Source organism: Stenotrophomonas sp. YJH_SMC_32 (genome assembly GCF_059369975.1).
Genome location: NZ_JCAFTE010000010.1, coordinates 41,699 through 58,374, shown reverse-complemented (window position 1 = coordinate 58,374; position 16,676 = coordinate 41,699). Strand labels below are relative to the sequence as shown.

The following is a 16,676-nucleotide window of genomic DNA, read 5'->3' as shown; positions in this document are numbered from 1 at the left end:
TGGCGGGTGGCCATCGGAAACTGTCAGAGGGCGGGCGGGTTGGGTTCGCGGGAGTGTCCGCCGCATGGGCCCGAGGCATGCCTCGGGCGGGTTGGGCAGGACGCCCAACCCCGGTCTTGCCGTGTGCGCAGGACAGCGCACACGAGCAAGCGGCGGCCAAGCCTCCAGGGATGGATTCACGGCGTCTCCCGCGAACCCAACCCGCCCGAACCAGCGCGGCTTTTTGCTCTTTGCGGCCAACCGACCTGCCACGAGGGGCTCAGCCGTTGGCCGAAACCCTCACAGTGCCGCGCGGATCCGCTCGCGCAGCGCTTCCAGATCCTTGGCAAACGCATCGATGCCGGTCGCCAGCTTCTCGGTGGCCATCGGATCGGCCGCCAGGTCCGCCGCGAACTTCGCCGCATCGATCGGTGTCACCGCCGTGCCATCGGCGGCGCCGGCCACCAGCTTGCGCGGCAGCTCGTCGTGGTCGGCGTCCAGCTTTTCCAGCAGGTCCGGAGAAATCGTCAGGCGGTCGCAGCCGGCCAGCGCTTCGATCTGCGCGGTCGAACGGAACGAGGCGCCCATCACCACCGTCGGCGAACCGCGACGCTTGAATTCGGCATACACGCCGCGCACGAACTTCACGCCCGGGTCTTCATCGATGGTGGCCGGGGCCTGGCCGTTGGCCACGTACCAGTCCAGGATGCGGCCGACGAACGGCGAGATCAGGAACGCCCCGGCTTCGCTGCAGGCCAGCGCCTGGGTCGGGTTGAAGATCAGGGTCAGGTTGCAGTCGATGCCCTCGGCCTGCAGGATGCGTGCGGCTTCCACGCCTTCCCAGGTCGCGGCGATCTTGATCAGGATCTTCTCGCGCGGCACGCCGGCATCGGCGTACATCTGGATGAACTGGCGGGCCTTGGCCACGGTGGCAGCGGTGTCGTGAGCCAGGTCGGCATCCACCTCGGTGGACACCCGGCCCGGCACCAGCGTGCTCAGCAGCGCGCCGACGCCGATGGTCAGGCGGTCGGCCACGGCGTGCACCACGGCTTCGCGGTCGCCACTCTGCTGGCGGCCCCAGGCCAGTTCGCGTTCGATCAGCTCGGCGTAGACCGGCAGGTCCAGCGCCTTCTTCACCAGGGTCGGATTGGTGGTGCAGTCCACCGGCTGCAGGCGCTTGATCGCCTCGTAGTCACCGGTATCGGCAACGACCACGGACAGTTCGCGCAGCTGGGACAGTTTGGACGGGGTACTCATTACGGCTCCTGGGGCAGGGGGATCGAATCGCGCGCGGTGCGCAGCGGTAATCAGGGGCGGTCGTTGTGGACCGCGGTCACGCGCAGGCGCAGCTTGCGGCCGCCGGGCGCGTTCCAGTCGATGCTCTGGCCGATCGAAAGGCCGAGCAGGGCACTGCCGACCGGGGCCAGCACGGAAACCTTGCCTTCATCGACGTTGGCTTCGCGGGGGAAGACCAGGGTCAGGACGTGCTTCTCGCCCGACACTTCATCTTCGCACTCCACGCGCGAATGCATCATGACGATGCCTTCGGGAATCTGGTCCGGTGCCAGCACGGTGGCCCGGTTGAGTTCTTCAGCAAGCGCGAGCGCGGCAGGCGTCTGGCTCAGCGCGGGGGATTCGAGCATGGCGTCCAGGCGGTCCATGTCGAAGGTGGAAACGGTGATCGACGGCGGCAGGCCGCTGGCGGTACTCATGGTGAAGCTCCTTGGTTGAAAGCCATGCAAAAGGCGGCACCTGCTGGCGCCGCCTGTCTGTATTGTGGGGACAAATGCGGCCGGAATCGACTCCTGCCGATTCCAGGCCGGTACTGCGGGGGGCTCAGCCGTTCAGCGCGGGGCCGGGCAGGGCCGGTGCATCGCTGCCGGCATCGAGCGCCTCCAGCGTGAACAGCGCCTGCGGCAGACGCTTGAACTGGTCGGCCAGGTCCATCAGGAAGTCGTTCATGGCCGAGCTGCGGCGCCAGATCATGGCGATGCGGCGGCTGGGACGGCCTTCGCCGGTGAAGTCGAGCAGGCGGATGTTGTTCGAGCGCGGCACTGGCGGCTGCACCGACAGGCTCGGCAGCAGGGTGATGCCGACGTCGGCGGCGACCATCTGCCGCAGCGTTTCCAGGCTGGTGGCGCGGAACTCGGACTTCTCGTTGGCGCCGAACAGGCGGCAGACTTCCAGCGCCTGGTCGCGCAGGCAATGGCCGTCCTCCAGCAGCAGCAGCTTCTGCGTGGCCAGTTCCTGCACGTCCAGGTGCTCGCGACGTGCCAGCGGGTGGCGACCGGAGACGGCCAGCAGGAAGGGTTCCTCGAACAGGAACTCGGCATGCAGCTGGTCGTCGATCACCGGCAGCGCCAGCAATGCAGCGTCGAGCTTGCCTTCGCGCAGGCGGTCCAGCAGCACATCGCTCTTTTCCTCGACCAGCAGCAGTTCCAGCTCCGGGAAGCGCTCGCGGATGCGCGGGATCACATGCGGCAGCAGGTACGGGCCGAGGGTCGGGAAGATCCCCAGGCGCACCGTACCGGCTTCCGGATCGCGGCTGCGTCGCGCCGCTTCCTTCAGCTGTTCCACTTCGGACACGATCACCCGCGCCCGTGCTGCTGCTTCCTGGCCCGCCGGGGTCAGCATCACCTTGCGCGGTGCGCGTTCCACCAGCGGCAGGCCGAGCTCTTCCTCCAGCTTGCGGATCTGCGTGGACAACGTCGGCTGGCTGACAAAGCAGGAAGCGGCAGCCCGGCCGAAATGCTTGTGGTCGGCCAGGGCTACCAGGTACTTCAGATCACGTAGGTTCATCCTTACACCCCAGGGGTAACGGACCGGCTGACGGCGTGGTTACCCGACAGGCAGACAATGTTCCCGGTGATCTGGGAACGGTGGATCAGGCCGCTTCAGCAACGGCACCGCTGCTGTTGCTCACCGACGAGCGGATCAGGTGGTCGAACGCGCTCAGTGCGGCGGTGGAACCGGCGCCCATGGCGATGATGATCTGCTTGTAGGGCACCGTCGTGCAATCGCCAGCAGCAAACACACCCGGCAGGTTGGTCTGGCCGCGATCGTCGATGACGATCTCGCCACGCGGCGACAGCGCCACCACATCCTTCAGCCACTCGGTGTTGGGCAGCAGGCCGATCTGCACGAAGATGCCTTCCAGCTCGACGCGGTGGGCATCGCCGCCGATGCGGTCCTTGTAGACCAGGCCGGTGACCTTGCTGCCGTCGCCGAGCACTTCGGTGGTCTGTGCGCTGGTCAGCACGGTGACGTTGCCCAGGCTGCGCAGCTTCTTCTGCAGCACTTCGTCGGCACGCAGGCTGGAATCGAACTCCAGCAGGGTTACATGCGACACGATGCCGGCCAGGTCGATGGCCGCTTCCACACCGGAGTTGCCGCCGCCGATCACCGCCACGCGCTTGCCCTTGAACAGCGGACCATCGCAGTGCGGGCAGTAGGCCACGCCCTTGTTGCGGTACTGGTCCTCGCCCGGCACGTTCATCTGCCGCCAGCGCGCGCCGGTGGACAGGATCACCGAACGCGACTTCAGCACCGCGCCGTTCTCCAGCTGCACCTGCACCAGGCCGTCTTCGCCGGCCGGCACCAGCGCACTGGCGCGCTGCAGGTTCATGATGTCCACGTCGTACTCGCGCACATGCTGCTCCAGCGCCGTGGCCAGCTTCGGGCCTTCGGTTTCCTTCACCGAGATGAAGTTCTCGATCGCCATGGTGTCCAGCACCTGGCCACCGAAGCGCTCGGCAGCGATGCCGGTACGGATGCCCTTGCGCGCGGCATAGATCGCCGCTGCGGCGCCAGCCGGGCCACCACCGACCACCAGTACGTCGAAAGCATCCTTGGCGGCGATCTTCTCGGCATCGCGCTTGCTGGCATTGGTGTCCAGCTTGGCCACGATCTGCTCCAGGGTCATGCGGCCCTGGTCGAACACTTCACCGTTGAGGTACACGGTCGGCACCGACATGATCTCGCGCTTCTCGACTTCGTCCTGGAACAGCGCACCATCGATGGCCACGTGCTGGATGCGTGGGTTGAGTACCGCGGCCAGGTTCAGCGCCTGCACCACGTCCGGGCAGTTCTGGCAGGACAGCGAGAAGTAGGTTTCGAACTTGTATTCACCTTCCAGGTTCTGCACCTGCTCGATCAGCTCGGCGGTTGCCTTGGACGGGTGGCCGCCGACCTGCAGCAGGGCCAGCACCAGCGAGGTGAACTCGTGACCCATCGGCAGGCCGGCGAAGGTCAGGTGGATGTCCTGGCCCGGCGTGCCCAGGTCGAAGGACGGCACGCGGCCCTGGCCATCGCGCAGGACCTGCAGCGTGATCTTGTCCGACAGGTTTTCCAGGGTCTGCAGCAGTTCCAGCATTTCCTGCGACTTGGCGCCGTCGTCGGCGTGCGCGGTGATCTGGATCGGGCGGGTCACGCGCTCCAGATAGGTCTTCAGCTGCGACTGCAGGTTGGCGTCCAACATCGGGTCATCTCCTGGCTTCAGGCAAACAGGGGGCGTGGCACCGCTGTAGAAGGTAGCGGACCAGCAGGGGGTAGGGGTGAACCCAAGACAGCGACCGTGGAAGGGGCTGGCTGGCCAAGGCGGGCGAGCGTTGGCTGTCTTGGGTTCACCCCCACGCCGGCGGGGGGACCGGCACGGGGATGAAGGGCGCGCCGTGGTGTGGGGCCACGGCAGGCCGGTACTGCTTTAGATCTTGCCGACCAGGTCCAGCGACGGGGTCAGGGTCTTCTCGCCTTCCTTCCACTTGGCCGGGCAGACCTGGTTCGGGTTGGCGGCGGTGAACTGGGCAGCCTTGAGCTTGCGCAGGGTCTCGGACACGTCACGGGCGATCTCGTTGGAGTGGATCTCCAGGGTCTTGATCACGCCTTCCGGGTTGATGATGAAGGTGCCGCGCAGGGCCAGGCCTTCTTCTTCAATGTGCACGCCGAAGGCGCGGGTCAGCTGGTGGGTCGGGTCGCCGACCAGCGGGAACTGGGCCTTGCCGACGGCCGGCGAGGTTTCGTGCCACACCTTGTGCGAGAAGTGGGTATCGGTGGTGACGATGTAGACCTCGGCGCCGGCCTTCTTGAACTCGGCGTAGTGGTCGGCCGCGTCCTCGATCTCGGTCGGGCAGTTGAAGGTGAAGGCGGCCGGCATGAAGATCAGGACGGACCACTGGCCCTTCAGGCTGTTGTCGGAAACCTTGATGAACTCGCCGTTGTGGTAGGCGTTGGCTTCGAACGGCTGGATCTGGGTATTGATGAGGGACATCATTTTTCCTCTTGGTGAAGGGGAGTGGGTGAATCGACAGGAGCTAGGTTACCCATTCGCTCGCGATATGAACAATCCATTGATTGCATCTATTTGATAGATGGAGTCTATCAAATGGCCATGAGCAGGCACTGAACCCTGCCGCTCCCATCCTGCAACTGCTTGTGTGACAAGGAAAATCGATCGGGACGTGTGAAGAGGGCTGATAGCCCCTCCTTATACCCTCTGGCGAAACCTGAACGGATTCGAGCTTTTTGTAGCGTCGAGCCATGCTCGACGGTGGATCTGTAGAGCCGAGCCGATGCTCGGCTGTTCCAGCAGCAGCCGAGCATCGGCTCGGCTCTACAATTGAGGCATGTCTTTCCAACCCGAACCCACCCTGCGTCAGGTCGTAGCTGACGCCAGTGCCCGCTTGGGCGGTGTCGACGCCCGCCACGAAGCCGAACTGCTGCTGCTGCATGTACTGGAGCGCCCGCGCAGCTGGCTGTTCGCCCATGCCACCGATCCGCTGGCCGCCAATGACCAGGCCGCCTTCGAAGCCTTGCTGGCCCGCCGTGTGGCCGGTGAGCCGGTTGCCTACCTGACCGGGCGCCGCGGTTTCTGGACGCTGGACCTGGAGGTCGACCCGGCCACGCTGATCCCGCGCCCGGAAACCGAGCTGCTGGTCGAGTTGGCGCTGGAGCGACTGCCGCCGGACCAGGCGTTGCAGCTGGCCGACCTCGGTACCGGCAGCGGTGCGATCGCACTGGCACTGGCCAGCGAACGGCCCCGGGCACAGGTGCTGGCCACCGATGCCAGCCCGGGCGCGCTGGCCGTGGCCGCGCGCAATGCGGCCCGCCATGAACTGGACAACGTCCGTTTCGCCGAGGGCGGGCACGACTGGTATGCGCCGCTGCAGGGCGTGCGCTTCGACCTGATCGCCAGCAATCCGCCGTACATCGCCAGCAACGACCCGCACCTGGAACAGGGCGACCTGCGCTTCGAACCGTCTACCGCGCTGGCCTCGGGCATGGACGGCCTGGATGACATCCGCCGCATCGTCGATGGTGGCCAGGCCCACCTGCGGCCCGGCGGTTGGTTGCTGATCGAGCACGGTTGGGACCAGGGCGCGGCGATCCGGGCACTGTTCGAGGCGACGGGATTTGCCGAGGTGCAGACCGTGCAGGACCTGGAGCAGCGCGACCGCATCACCCTGGGCCGGCGTCCGGCCTAGAATGGCGGTTCTCCTGCCCCGGCAGGGCATCACCCTGGAGCTGCAAGCATGCGTACGCTGTACCCCGCCATCACCCCCTACGACGTCGGCACCCTGAAGGTCGACGACCGCCACACGCTGTACTTCGAACAGTGCGGCAACCCGGAAGGCAAGCCGGTGGTGATGCTGCATGGTGGCCCGGGTGGCGGCTGCAGCGACAAGATGCGCCAGTTCCACGATCCGTCCAAGTACCGCATCATCCTGTTCGATCAGCGCGGTGCCGGCCGTTCCACCCCGCACGCGGACCTGGTGGACAACACCACCTGGGACCTCGTCGCCGATATCGAGAAGCTGCGCGAGCACCTGAAGGTCGATCGCTGGCAGGTGTTCGGTGGCAGCTGGGGCTCGACCCTGGCGCTGGCCTATGCCGAGACCCATCCGCAGCGCGTGACCGAACTGGTCCTGCGCGGCATCTTCATGCTGCGTCGCTGGGAGCTGGAATGGTTCTACCAGGAAGGCGCCAACCGCCTGTTCCCGGATGCGTGGGAGCACTACCTCAAGCCGATTCCGCTGGTGGAGCGTCATGACCTGATCTCGGCCTTCTACCGCCGCCTGACCAGCGAAGACGAGACCACCCGCCTGGAAGCGGCCAAGGCGTGGGCGGTGTGGGAAGGCGCGACCAGCTTCCTGCACGTCGATGATGACTTCATCAACAGCCACGAAGACCCGCATTTCGCGCTGGCGTTTGCCCGCATCGAGAACCACTACTTCGTCAACGGCGGCTTCTTCGAGGTGGAAGACCAGCTGCTGCGCGACGCACACCGCATCGCCGACATTCCGGGCGTGATCGTGCACGGCCGCTACGACGTGGTCTGCCCGCTGGCCAACGCCTGGGACCTGACCAAGGTGTGGCCGAAGGCGAAGCTGGAAATCACCCCGGCCTCGGGCCATTCGGCGTTCGAGGCCGAGAACGTGGACGCGCTGGTGCGCGCCACCGATAGCTTCGCGTAATGCCCCGGGGTCAGATCCCTTTCCCACGGAAAGGGCTCTGACCCCAGCCAGGAACCCATCCACGCATGGCGTGGATCTACCAGTCCCCAGCCAGCAACGCGTCGGCCAGTACCTGCAGTTTCGGCGAATGCTGGCGCGACGGTGGGTAGATCAGTGACAGCGCGCGGCTGCGGCCTTCAAACGGCTGCAGCACGCGCAGCAGGCGGCCGTCGGCCAAGGCGTCGGCCACCGCGAAATCCATCACCTGCACGATGCCGATGCCGGCGATCGCCGCTTCCACCAGCGGATCGCCGCTGTCGAACACCATCCGCGCCGGTGGCGTGAAATCATGAAGCTGGCCGTCCTGCAGGAACTGCCAGTCCACCAGCCGGCCACTGCGCAGGTTGCGCACCGCCAGGCAGGCGTGATTCTGCAGCGAGGCTACATCGCCCGGTGCGCCACAGCGGGCCAGATAGGCGGGGCTGGCCACCGTCACCCAGCGCAGCGGCCGCAAGGGCCGCGCGACGATGCGCTGGTCGGCGATGACGCCGGTGCGCAGCGCGGCATCGAAACCTTCTTCAACCAGATCGACCAGGCGGTCGTTGAGCACGGCTTCCACCTGCAGTTGCGGGTGCTGCTGCAGCATCGGCCCGAGCAGCGGTACCAGCACCTTGCGCCCGAACATCGAGGGCGCACTGATCTTCAGGGTGCCCGAGGGCGTGCACGGACGGTCGGCCAACTGGCGTTCGGCATCCTCGAGACCGCACAGCAGGGGCGCGACCTGATCGACGAACTGGCGACCATCCGGGGTCAGTGCCACGTTGCGGGTGTTTCGCTGCAGCAGCTTCACCCCCAGCGCGGCCTCCAGCCGACTGATCGCGCGCGACAGGCCTGACTGGCTCAGGCCCAGTTGCCCGGCGGCGACGGTGAAACTGCGTGCTTCGGCCACCTGCACCAGCATGCGCACGGCATTGAGGTCCATCGAGGTTCCATTCATGCTGAAAATCATGACAGATATGGACGGAAAGGGGTTTATTGATAGCTCTGCATCAATGAGACTGCGCTCCCCCACAGCACCGGAGCGTCGATGCCTCCCCTCAAGTACCCGCGCTGGGCGCTGGCCCTGCTGGCCACCGCCCAGCTGATCATTGCCCTGGACGCCACCATCATCTTCGTCGCCCTGCATGACATGGGGCGCGCGCTGCAGATCAATGCGCAGCAGCTGCAATGGGTGGTCAGTGCCTACACCGTGGCCTTTGGCGGCAGCCTGCTGCTGGGGGGCCGTGCCGCCGACCTGATCGGCCGCCGCCGCTTCTACCGGCTGGGCATGCTGCTGTTCGCACTGGCGTCGCTGCTCGGCGCGCTGGCGCCGAACGCCACCCTGCTGATCATCGCGCGTGCGGCGCAGGGCATCGGCGCGGCATTGCTGTTCCCGGCCACGCTGGCCCTGATCAACACGTTGTATGCGGAAGGTCCGGTGCGCAACCGTGCACTGGCGATCTGGAGCATGGCCAGCGCGGTGGGCCTGGCGCTGGGCACGCTGCTCGGCGGCGTGCTGACCCAGGCGTTCGGCTGGCCGGCGGTGCTGGCGGTGATCGTGCCACTGGCCACCACCTGCGCGGTGGCTGCGGGTGCGTGGTTGCCGGCCGATGGCCCGCGTGCGCAGGGCCGCTCGTTCGATCTGGCCGGCTGCATCACCGTCACTGCCGGCGGCAGCCTGCTGGTCACTACCCTCGTGCAAGGGCCGGAGTGGGGCTGGACTGCGCCGGCCACGCTGGGCTGCCTGCTGCTGTCGGTGCTGCTGCTGGTGGCGTTCGTGCAGATCGAACAGCGCAGCCGCGATCCGCTGATGCAGTTCGCGTTGCTGCGGCTGCCCGGACTGCGCGCGGCACTGGGCCTGACCTTCGCCTTCATGAGCAGCTATGGGGTGCAGTACTACTTCATGGCGCTGTACTTCCAGGACGGCTACGGCTGGAGCCCGCTGCAGGCCGGCCTGGCATTCCTGCCCGCCACCGCGGTGTGCACGGTCGGCATCCAGCTGGCCGAGTGGACGCTGCAGCGCTGGAGCGCGCGCAAGGTGCTGGTGGTCGGGCAGCTGGCCGGCGCCATCGGTATCGCCTGGGTGGCCGCGACGCTGCCGCACGGCGCGAACTTCTGGCCGCTGCTGCCCGGCGTGGTAGTGCTGAGCATCGGCCAGGGCATGACCTGGACCTCGATGTGGATCGTGGCCGGGCAGGGCGTGCCGTCCGCACAGCAGGGTGTTGCATCTGGCATGGCGGCGACCGCGCAGCAGATCGGTGGTGCGCTGGGCCTGGCGGTGCTGGTGATGGTGGCCAATGCCCATGCGGGTGCAGCCGGGTCGCTGAGTGCACTGGCCGGGCTGGTGCGCGCCGAATACGGTGCCGCCTTGTTTTCACTGTTCGGCGTGGTGATCGCGCTGGGCCTGCGCCCGGCGCCGGCCGAATCGGCCGCCACCGTCTGCCCGGCCAACGAGGCATGATTGAAGGCGCTGCCGTGGGTGGATGTGCCGGCCAGCGGCCGGCACTACCGGTTCGGCATGGATGCACGCGCGTTCAACCCAGCGCCAGCAACTCCGGTTGCAGCGCGCTGAAGATCCGCGCCAACCGCTCGGCCCACGCCTGCTGCCCTGCCATATCGGCAATGAGGTCCTGGCGGATCTCCAGTTCCACGTGCACCAGCCCACGGCCTTCGCCATGCACCGGCACCGCGTAGTCGCTGGTGCTGCTGACCGAATACGGTTCGTTGTCCCCCACCACCAGGTCGCCTTCGTCGCGCAATGCCTGCAGCAGGGCATGGGCAAAACGCATGTCCTGGTGGTACAGCACGCCGGCGTGCCAGGGCCGCTGCGTGCCGTTCATCACGGGGGTGAAGCTGTGCATCATCACCAGCAGGGTGGGCTGGCCGGCATCACGGCGCGCATCAAGCTCGGTCTCGATGCGTGCATGGTACGGCGCGTGGATCGCATCGATGCGCTGCTGTCGCTGCGCCGCCGACAGCCCGGCATTGCCCGGCACCACGGTGTGGTCGCTCACCTCCGGAATCAGCGTCGGTGAGGCCAGTGGGCGGTTGCAGTCGATCAGCAGCCGCGAGTACGTCTGTTCGATTGCCCAGGCATCGAGCCGTTCGGCCAGTGCACGGGTGGTGCCGGCGATGCCGATGTCCCAGCCGATGTGGCGGTCCAGCTCGGCCTGGGGCAGGCCGAGCCCGGTCAACGCACGCGGCACCTGCTGGCCGGCGTGGTCGGCCAGCAGGAGGTAGGGCGAGACGCCCTGCGCCCGGTGGATCGTGTAGATCGCCGGGTCGTCGGCGCCGAGCAACGCAGGCAGCCTGTGCAGGTCCGCGTCAGCCACGTGGGCGTCCGTCCAGGTGGTGCTCGATCATCCACAGCCCGGCCCAGAGCTTGGCGTCCAGCTCGTAGCCTTCGCCCATCTTCTGCACCAGCCAGGCCGCAGCCTCGCTGCGTGGAATCTCGTGCACGGTGATGTCCTCGCTGTCATCACCGCCCCCTTCGCCGATGCGGCGCAGGCCGGTGGCGCGCACGAAGGCGATCTTCTCGCTGCTGGCGCCGGAAGACGTCGGGCCGATCATCAGCACTTCGGCGTGATCAGCGGTCCAACCTGTTTCTTCTTCCAGTTCGCGCACGGCCGAGACTTCGATCGATTCGCCGGCGTGGATGTCGCCGACCAGGCCGGCCGGCATCTCGATGGTGGGTGCCTGCAGCGGCACGCGGAACTGCTCGACGAACAGCACCTTGTCTTCCGGGGTGACGGCGATGATGATCGCGGCCAGGCCACCGGCATGGGTGCGTTCGCTGTATTCCCAGGTACCGCGCACGACCATGCGCTGGTACTTGCCTTCATAGACGACACGCGGGGCTTCGGTATTGCGCTGGCTCATGCGGGCTCGCTGTGGGAGGGAAGAGGATCGGCCACGCCGGCGGCGTCGAACAGCCGGCGGCGGGTCATCGGGCCGAAGCGCAGGGTCTGGCACAGGCCACCGAGCAGCTCTGGATCGGCCGATTGGCGCAGCAGTCCGGGCTGGCTGCCCTCCAACGGCGCATCCAGCGCGATGGTGGTCAGCTGGCGCCAGAGCTGGGCGTGCTCGCGCTGCTCGCGCAGCCGCACTGCCATCTGTGCAGCGCCACGCAGGCGCAGGAACGGCACTTCGTCCAGTCGTTCGAACAGCGCATCCATGCTGCCGAAATGGGCCAGCAGCACGGCGGCCGATTTGCTGCCGACGCCACTGACACCGGGAATGTTGTCCACCGCATCGCCACACAGCGCCAGGTAGTCGGCGATCTGGTGCGCGTGCACGCCGTGCCGCGCCTTCACCCCGGCCACGTTCCAGCGCTGGTTGCGGGCGTAGTCCCACTGCTCGTCATGGTCGACCAGCAGCTGCGACAGGTCCTTGTCGGCGGAGATGATCACCCCGCGATGGCTGCTCCGGTGTACGTGCAGGGCGCTGCCGATCAGGTCGTCGGCCTCGTATTCGTGGTGGGCCAGGACGGCAAGGCCCAGCGCCGCGCATAGCGCCTTGCAGTGCACGAACTGGCGCTTGAGCGCTTCCGGTGCTGGCTCGCGGTTGGCCTTGTAGGCCGGATACAGCCGGTGGCGGAAACCACTGTCAAGCGCTTCATCGAAGGCGATGGCGATGTGCCGCGGGCGCTCGCGCTCGAGCAGGTCCAGCAGGAAGCGGGCGAAGCCGTGCACCGCATTGGTGGGCCAGCCCTGTGCGTCCTGGAACTGGTCTGGCAGTGAATGCCAGGCACGGAACACGTAGATGCTGGCATCAACCAGGTACAGCGACGGCGGGGCAGCCGGCAGGGTCATGCCGGGGGCGTCCAGTCGCGCAGCAGGGCCGCCGGGTCGGGGCGCTCGCGCTCGGGTACGTCGGCCTTGGCCGTACCGATGTGGATGAAGCCGGCGATGCGTTCGCCGTCGACCAGGCCCAGGTGGGCCTGAACAGCCGGATCGAAGGCCATCCAGGCGGTCAGCCACTGCGCGCCGAAACCCAGCGCCTGCGCGGCCTGCAGCAGGGCGAAACAGACGCAGCCGGCGGTCATCAGCTGTTCCTGTTCGGGCACCTTCGGGTCCGGCCGCGGGCTGGCCACCACCACGATCACCAGCGGTGCGTGGCTGAATCGCTGGCGGTCCTTCTCGAACACGGCCTCGCCCGCATGTGGGTCGCGCTGGCGGCTGCGTTCAGCCAGGAAGTCGCCCAGAGTGTGACGTGCATCGCCTGCGATTTTCAGGAAGCGGAACGGCACGCGCTTGCCGTGGTCGGGCACGCGCACCGCTGAGGCCAGCATCCGCTGCAGGGTGGCCGGGTCCGGCCCGGGCTCGCCCAGTTGCCGCGAGGGCACCGAGCGGCGGGCATCCAGGGCGAGCAGGGCGGCAGGATCGGGCATGGAGGCTGAACCGGTCATCACGGGCGTTTGATTATAGTCGGGGTGGTCAATGACGCCGTCTGTGTCGCGTCCGGCCCCTGAATACCAAACTGTGATGAACATCATGCCACTGGCGGGAAACGGACAGCCGCTTCCCCTCGCCTCGTGGGCCTTGCACGGCTTACGATATCTGTCTTGCCGGGCCGCCGGTCATGAGGTTTGAAGTGAGGACTGTTTCACTGTCCGTGACGGGCTGGCCGGCCTACCATCGACGTTCCGGTACATGGGGTGTGCCGGAAGCCGCGATGTCCATGCTGTCTGTCGTACCAGAGAAGGTGGGGAGCCTTCCCGAATGATGAGCGTGCCCACACCGATGGGATCGCCGGGCCGTGACCCGGCCCAGCTCCAGCGTGCCCGGGACATGGTCCTGCCCGCGTTGTGCCAGGCCTTCGGGGCGGCACTGGCGCGTTTCGACGATGCCCTGTTCGACCGCGCCGGCAATGCCGGCTCGTCGCAGTTGCTGTTCCTGGACGCGATGCGCGAACTGCGCCGGCGCCGTGAGGACATCGCGGCCGCTTTCGCCGGCCACCTGCAGCAGGCCTGGGCCGCATTGGAGGCTGGTGAGCCGCTGTCAGCCGAGGCGACCCTGTCCGGGCCGGCCGAGGATGGGCTCAGCCTGCTGGCCGAGCATGTGCTGGAATCACGGTTGGCGGTGCGCAATTTCGCCACTGTATTGCTGCGTGACTTCAAGCCGGTGCTGGCGCGGCTGGATCGCCGCCTGGGCCGGTTGATCGGCGGCGCGGAACTGGACGCGGACCACAATCCGATCAGCCCCGAACACCTGGGCGTGGCCATCCACGAAGCCTTTGCCGGCTGTGAACTGGCCCCGGAAGTGCATCTGGTGCTGATCAAGCTGTGCGAGCGCGACCTGCGTGCACCGGTCGGTCGCATCTACGAGAAGCTGGACGAGCAGCTGGCCGCAGCCGGCGTGATGTCGCAGATGGGGGCTCCGCAGCGCCCACAACCGCCGGCACCGGATCCGCGCATGGCCGGGATGCTGGATGACCTGGTCGAGCATCGCCACGGCGCGGGCGTCGATCCGGGGTTCAGCGATGACGAGCAGGCCGCACCGGCCTGGGCGCAGCGCTTCGCCGCCCGCTGGTCCGAGCGCCGCGGGCATATGCAGCAGCACCTCGGCGGCGATGACGGCGCCACCGGCGAGGCCTACGCTGGCCAGCAGGGCATGCTGCTGGAAGCGCTGCACGAACTGCTGCAGCAGACCCGCCACGTGCGTGAGGACGCCACGTCTGCGGCACAGGTGGCAGTTGGCCAGCAGCGCCCGCTCAGCCAGCGCGAAATGATGTCGGTGCTGTCGCTGCTGCAGGCCACGCCCAGCGCCACCCTGCGCGCGGCCATCGGCGAGGACGGCGAATCGCTGGCGCAGCGCCTGAAGAGCGAAGTGCTGTCCAGCGCCACCCAGCTTGGCGTCGATCCGGGCCAGACCCGGCTGGACCCGCAGGATGAGGATGCCATCGACCTGGTCGGCATGCTGTTCGACGTGATGCTGGACGAGCGTGAACTGGAAGGCCGCTCGCGCGAACTGATCGGCCGCCTGGTGGTGCCTTTCGTCAAGGTCGCCATGCTCGACCGCCGCATGTTCGTGCAGAAGACCCACCCGGCGCGCAAGCTGCTCAACTCGCTGGCCGAGGCCTGCGAGGGCAACACCGGCGAGAGCCAGGCCGAGCGCATGCTGATGGCCAAGGTCGAAGAGATCATCGAGCGCCTGGTGGCTGAGTTCAACGAGAACCTGGCGATCTTCCTGACCCTGGAAGAGGAATTCCGCGAGTTCCTGGTGCAGCATCGCCGCCGCGTGGAAATCGCCGAGCGCCGTGCCGCAGAAACGCAGCGCGGCCAGGAAAAGCTGGAAATGGCCCGCAGCCGGGCCGGTGCGGAACTGGACCGCCGCATCGGTGACGCCACGCTGCCGCCGGCCATTGCCGAGTTCCTGCGCCAGCCGTGGCAGCATCATCTCACCTTGGCGCTGCTGCGCGAGGGAGAAGAAGGCGCGTCGGTGGCCGAGGCATTGAGCCTTGGCGACGGCTTGCTGGAGGAAGTGGCCGAGGCCCGCCGCCAGATCGTCGGCAAGCCGTGGCTGCAGGCCTGGCAGCCGGTGCTGGCCAAGGTGTTTGCCAGCGTCGGCGTGCACGGCGATGCGGCAACCGCCGCCATCGATGCCCTGCATGACACCCTGCAGGGCATCGCCGAATCGCGGCCGGAACTGCAGCGTGCGCTGCCGGAGCTGCCGCAGGTTGCCTTGCCCGCGCCGCCAGTGGCTGAATCGCCGGCGGTTGAGCTTGGCGGGCAGATTGACGCCGACGATTTCGACAACGCCGATGCCGACCGCTTCCGCCGCATGGAAATCGGCAACTGGCTGGACTTCGTCGACAAGGATGGCAAGGTGCAGGCGGGCAAGCTGTCCTGGGTCAGCCCGATTTCCTCGCGCCTGCTGTTTGTCAACCGTCGCGGCGTGCGCTTCTGCGTGGCCTCTCCGGAAGAACTGGCGGTGATGATGCGGCTGGGCCGCCTGCGTGCCCATGTTGATGATGGCGCCTTCGACAGCGCCATGCAGGGCGTGATCGATCGCCTCGACCCGGGCAGCGCCACGCTGCACTGAGCGGGTGCCGCCTGCTAGGATCGGGAAACTCACCGATCAGCGGGGACCTGCATGGCCGTGGCGTTGCTGGGGATCAAGGAGACCGCGCCGGGCGAACGGCGCGTGGCGCTGACGCCGGAGACCGCGCGCAGGCTCGGGGCCTTGGGCATTGCCGTCTGGTATGAGGCGGGCGCGGGTTTGGCGGCTGGTTTCACCGACGCCGCCTATGACGATGCCGGTGCACGCGTCTTCGACGCGGGCCGCTGGGCCGAGATCGATATCCTGCTGTGCGTGCAGGCCCCCCCTGCGGCGGTGCTGGAACAGCTCAAGCCCGGCACCAGCGTGGTCGGCCTGCTGGCCCCGGCCAGCGATCCGGCGCTGGCCGCGCTGGCGGCCGATGGTCGCCTGCAGCTGTTCCCGCTGCAGCAGCTGCCGCGCACCACCCGTGCGCAGGCGATGGATGTACTCAGTTCGCAGGCCGGCATGGCCGGCTACAAGGCGGCGCTGATCGCCGCCGAACGCGCGCCGCGCTTCTTCCCGATGCTGACCACTGCTGCCGGCACCGTGCGGCCGGCCAAGGTGCTGGTGATCGGTGCCGGCGTGGCGGGCCTGCAGGCCATCGCCACCGCGCGCCGCCTCGGTGCACAGGTGGAAGGCTTCGACGTGCGCCCGGAAACCCGCGAGCAGATCCAGTCACTGGGCGCACGCTTCCTCGACCTCGGGGTCAGCGCGGCGGGCGAGGGAGGCTATGCGCGGGCGCTGACCGATGACGAGCGCGCCGAGCAGCAGCGTCGGCTGGCCGACCACCTGCGCAGTGTGGACGTGGTGATCTGCACGGCTGCGGTACCGGGCCGCCCGGCACCGACCATCGTGACCGCCGCGATGGTGGAAGGCATGGCCACCGGCAGCGTCATTGTTGATCTGGCGGCGGAAAGTGGCGGCAACTGCGCACTGACCCTGCCGGGGCAGTGCATCGAACACCAGGGCGTGACCATCGACGGTCCGCTGGGCCTGGCCAGCCGCGGCGCGACCCAGGCCAGCGAGATGTATGCACGGAACCTGCTCAACTTCGTTGCGCTGTTCGTGCGCGACGGGCAGCTCGGTTTCGATTGGGACGACGAACTGCTGGCGAAGACGCGCTGGCAGGCGTGAGTGATACGGGGTCAGATCCCTTTGCCTCTGGCAAAGG

15 protein-coding genes are annotated in these 16,676 nt (G+C 67.5%); 5 read left to right on the top strand and 10 right to left on the bottom strand.

Annotated features, from left to right (window positions below):
* Positions 1 to 279: 279 nt before the first annotated feature.
* The 5 genes from AC5P7S_RS13220 to ahpC all read right to left on the bottom strand — a co-directional run bounded on the left by AC5P7S_RS13220 (position 280) and on the right by ahpC (position 5,245).
* The gene (locus tag AC5P7S_RS13220) at positions 280 to 1,236 is read right to left on the bottom strand and encodes a transaldolase (RefSeq protein ID WP_095379281.1); all 957 of its coding nucleotides are present in this window, start codon (positions 1,234 to 1,236) and stop codon (positions 280 to 282) included.
* A 50-nt stretch (positions 1,237 to 1,286) separates the two neighbouring features.
* Positions 1,287 to 1,691, bottom strand: coding sequence for a nucleoside diphosphate kinase regulator (rnk, locus tag AC5P7S_RS13215; RefSeq protein ID WP_005408156.1), 405 nt, complete (start codon positions 1,689 to 1,691; stop codon positions 1,287 to 1,289).
* A 124-nt stretch (positions 1,692 to 1,815) separates the two neighbouring features.
* Entirely contained in the window at positions 1,816 to 2,778 is a 963-nt protein-coding gene (locus AC5P7S_RS13210; protein ID WP_049414506.1) for a LysR substrate-binding domain-containing protein, read from the bottom strand.
* Between the two features lie 85 nt (positions 2,779 to 2,863).
* Positions 2,864 to 4,456, bottom strand: coding sequence for an alkyl hydroperoxide reductase subunit F (gene ahpF, locus AC5P7S_RS13205; protein WP_005415367.1), 1,593 nt, complete (start codon positions 4,454 to 4,456; stop codon positions 2,864 to 2,866).
* A 225-nt stretch (positions 4,457 to 4,681) separates the two neighbouring features.
* The gene (ahpC, locus tag AC5P7S_RS13200) at positions 4,682 to 5,245 is read right to left on the bottom strand and encodes an alkyl hydroperoxide reductase subunit C (RefSeq protein WP_065199459.1); all 564 of its coding nucleotides are present in this window, start codon (positions 5,243 to 5,245) and stop codon (positions 4,682 to 4,684) included.
* 355 nt (positions 5,246 to 5,600) lie between these two features.
* On the opposite strand from ahpC, the gene prmC reads away from it, so the two are divergent.
* Complete coding sequence (gene prmC / locus AC5P7S_RS13195) at positions 5,601 to 6,458, top strand: peptide chain release factor N(5)-glutamine methyltransferase (protein ID WP_065196909.1); 858 nt, start codon at positions 5,601 to 5,603, stop codon at positions 6,456 to 6,458.
* Positions 6,459 to 6,506: 48 nt separating this feature from the next.
* Positions 6,507 to 7,448 (top strand): prolyl aminopeptidase, encoded by a 942-nt coding sequence (pip, locus tag AC5P7S_RS13190; RefSeq protein ID WP_095379283.1) that lies wholly within the window; start codon positions 6,507 to 6,509, stop codon positions 7,446 to 7,448.
* A gap of 76 nt (positions 7,449 to 7,524) precedes the next feature.
* Here pip and AC5P7S_RS13185 read toward each other — a convergent pair whose 3' ends face one another.
* The gene (locus AC5P7S_RS13185) at positions 7,525 to 8,409 is read right to left on the bottom strand and encodes a LysR family transcriptional regulator (RefSeq protein WP_095379285.1); all 885 of its coding nucleotides are present in this window, start codon (positions 8,407 to 8,409) and stop codon (positions 7,525 to 7,527) included.
* Positions 8,410 to 8,514: 105 nt separating this feature from the next.
* On the opposite strand from AC5P7S_RS13185, the gene AC5P7S_RS13180 reads away from it, so the two are divergent.
* Entirely contained in the window at positions 8,515 to 9,927 is a 1,413-nt protein-coding gene (locus tag AC5P7S_RS13180) for an MFS transporter (protein ID WP_095379288.1), read from the top strand.
* A gap of 73 nt (positions 9,928 to 10,000) precedes the next feature.
* Here AC5P7S_RS13180 and AC5P7S_RS13175 read toward each other — a convergent pair whose 3' ends face one another.
* The 4 genes from AC5P7S_RS13175 to AC5P7S_RS13160 are packed head-to-tail and all read right to left on the bottom strand — an operon-like array spanning position 10,001 to position 12,855.
* Entirely contained in the window at positions 10,001 to 10,798 is a 798-nt protein-coding gene (locus AC5P7S_RS13175; RefSeq protein WP_095379291.1) for an N-formylglutamate amidohydrolase, read from the bottom strand.
* A complete protein-coding gene (locus AC5P7S_RS13170) occupies positions 10,791 to 11,345 on the bottom strand; it encodes an NUDIX hydrolase (protein WP_005415374.1) in 555 nt (184 codons plus the stop codon). The genes AC5P7S_RS13175 and AC5P7S_RS13170 overlap by 8 nt, the downstream gene beginning before the upstream one ends.
* On the bottom strand, positions 11,342 to 12,277 hold the full coding sequence (locus AC5P7S_RS13165) for a 5'-3' exonuclease (RefSeq protein WP_005415375.1): 936 nt from the start codon (positions 12,275 to 12,277) through the stop codon (positions 11,342 to 11,344). The genes AC5P7S_RS13170 and AC5P7S_RS13165 overlap by 4 nt, the downstream gene beginning before the upstream one ends.
* A complete protein-coding gene (locus AC5P7S_RS13160; protein WP_095379302.1) occupies positions 12,274 to 12,855 on the bottom strand; it encodes a nitroreductase family protein in 582 nt (193 codons plus the stop codon). The genes AC5P7S_RS13165 and AC5P7S_RS13160 overlap by 4 nt, the downstream gene beginning before the upstream one ends.
* Before the next feature lie 331 nt (positions 12,856 to 13,186).
* Here AC5P7S_RS13160 and pacR point away from each other — a divergent pair, with 331 nt between their 5' ends.
* Together pacR and AC5P7S_RS13150 are read left to right on the top strand one after the other, a co-directional pair.
* The gene (gene pacR / locus AC5P7S_RS13155; protein ID WP_032953949.1) at positions 13,187 to 15,508 is read left to right on the top strand and encodes a PacR family protein; all 2,322 of its coding nucleotides are present in this window, start codon (positions 13,187 to 13,189) and stop codon (positions 15,506 to 15,508) included.
* A 51-nt stretch (positions 15,509 to 15,559) separates the two neighbouring features.
* A complete protein-coding gene (locus tag AC5P7S_RS13150) occupies positions 15,560 to 16,639 on the top strand; it encodes an NAD(P) transhydrogenase subunit alpha (RefSeq protein WP_095379293.1) in 1,080 nt (359 codons plus the stop codon).
* Positions 16,640 to 16,676: the final 37 nt, after the last annotated feature.

Bases quoted from the DNA above. Each gene is read 5' to 3' on its own strand.
- AC5P7S_RS13220 (WP_095379281.1), bottom strand. From the start codon at position 1,236: ATGAGTACCCCGTCCAAACTGTCCCAGCTGCGCGAACTGTCCGTGGTC.
- rnk (WP_005408156.1), bottom strand. From the start codon at position 1,691: ATGAGTACCGCCAGCGGCCTGCCGCCGTCGATCACCGTTTCCACCTTC.
- AC5P7S_RS13210 (WP_049414506.1), bottom strand. From the start codon at position 2,778: ATGAACCTACGTGATCTGAAGTACCTGGTAGCCCTGGCCGACCACAAG.
- ahpF (WP_005415367.1), bottom strand. From the start codon at position 4,456: ATGTTGGACGCCAACCTGCAGTCGCAGCTGAAGACCTATCTGGAGCGC.
- ahpC (WP_065199459.1), bottom strand. From the start codon at position 5,245: ATGTCCCTCATCAATACCCAGATCCAGCCGTTCGAAGCCAACGCCTAC.
- prmC (WP_065196909.1), top strand. From the start codon at position 5,601: ATGTCTTTCCAACCCGAACCCACCCTGCGTCAGGTCGTAGCTGACGCC.
- pip (WP_095379283.1), top strand. From the start codon at position 6,507: ATGCGTACGCTGTACCCCGCCATCACCCCCTACGACGTCGGCACCCTG.
- AC5P7S_RS13185 (WP_095379285.1), bottom strand. From the start codon at position 8,409: ATGGACCTCAATGCCGTGCGCATGCTGGTGCAGGTGGCCGAAGCACGC.
- AC5P7S_RS13180 (WP_095379288.1), top strand. From the start codon at position 8,515: ATGCCTCCCCTCAAGTACCCGCGCTGGGCGCTGGCCCTGCTGGCCACC.
- AC5P7S_RS13170 (WP_005415374.1), bottom strand. From the start codon at position 11,345: ATGAGCCAGCGCAATACCGAAGCCCCGCGTGTCGTCTATGAAGGCAAG.
- AC5P7S_RS13165 (WP_005415375.1), bottom strand. From the start codon at position 12,277: ATGACCCTGCCGGCTGCCCCGCCGTCGCTGTACCTGGTTGATGCCAGC.
- AC5P7S_RS13160 (WP_095379302.1), bottom strand. From the start codon at position 12,855: ATGCCCGATCCTGCCGCCCTGCTCGCCCTGGATGCCCGCCGCTCGGTG.
- pacR (WP_032953949.1), top strand. From the start codon at position 13,187: ATGATGAGCGTGCCCACACCGATGGGATCGCCGGGCCGTGACCCGGCC.
- AC5P7S_RS13150 (WP_095379293.1), top strand. From the start codon at position 15,560: ATGGCCGTGGCGTTGCTGGGGATCAAGGAGACCGCGCCGGGCGAACGG.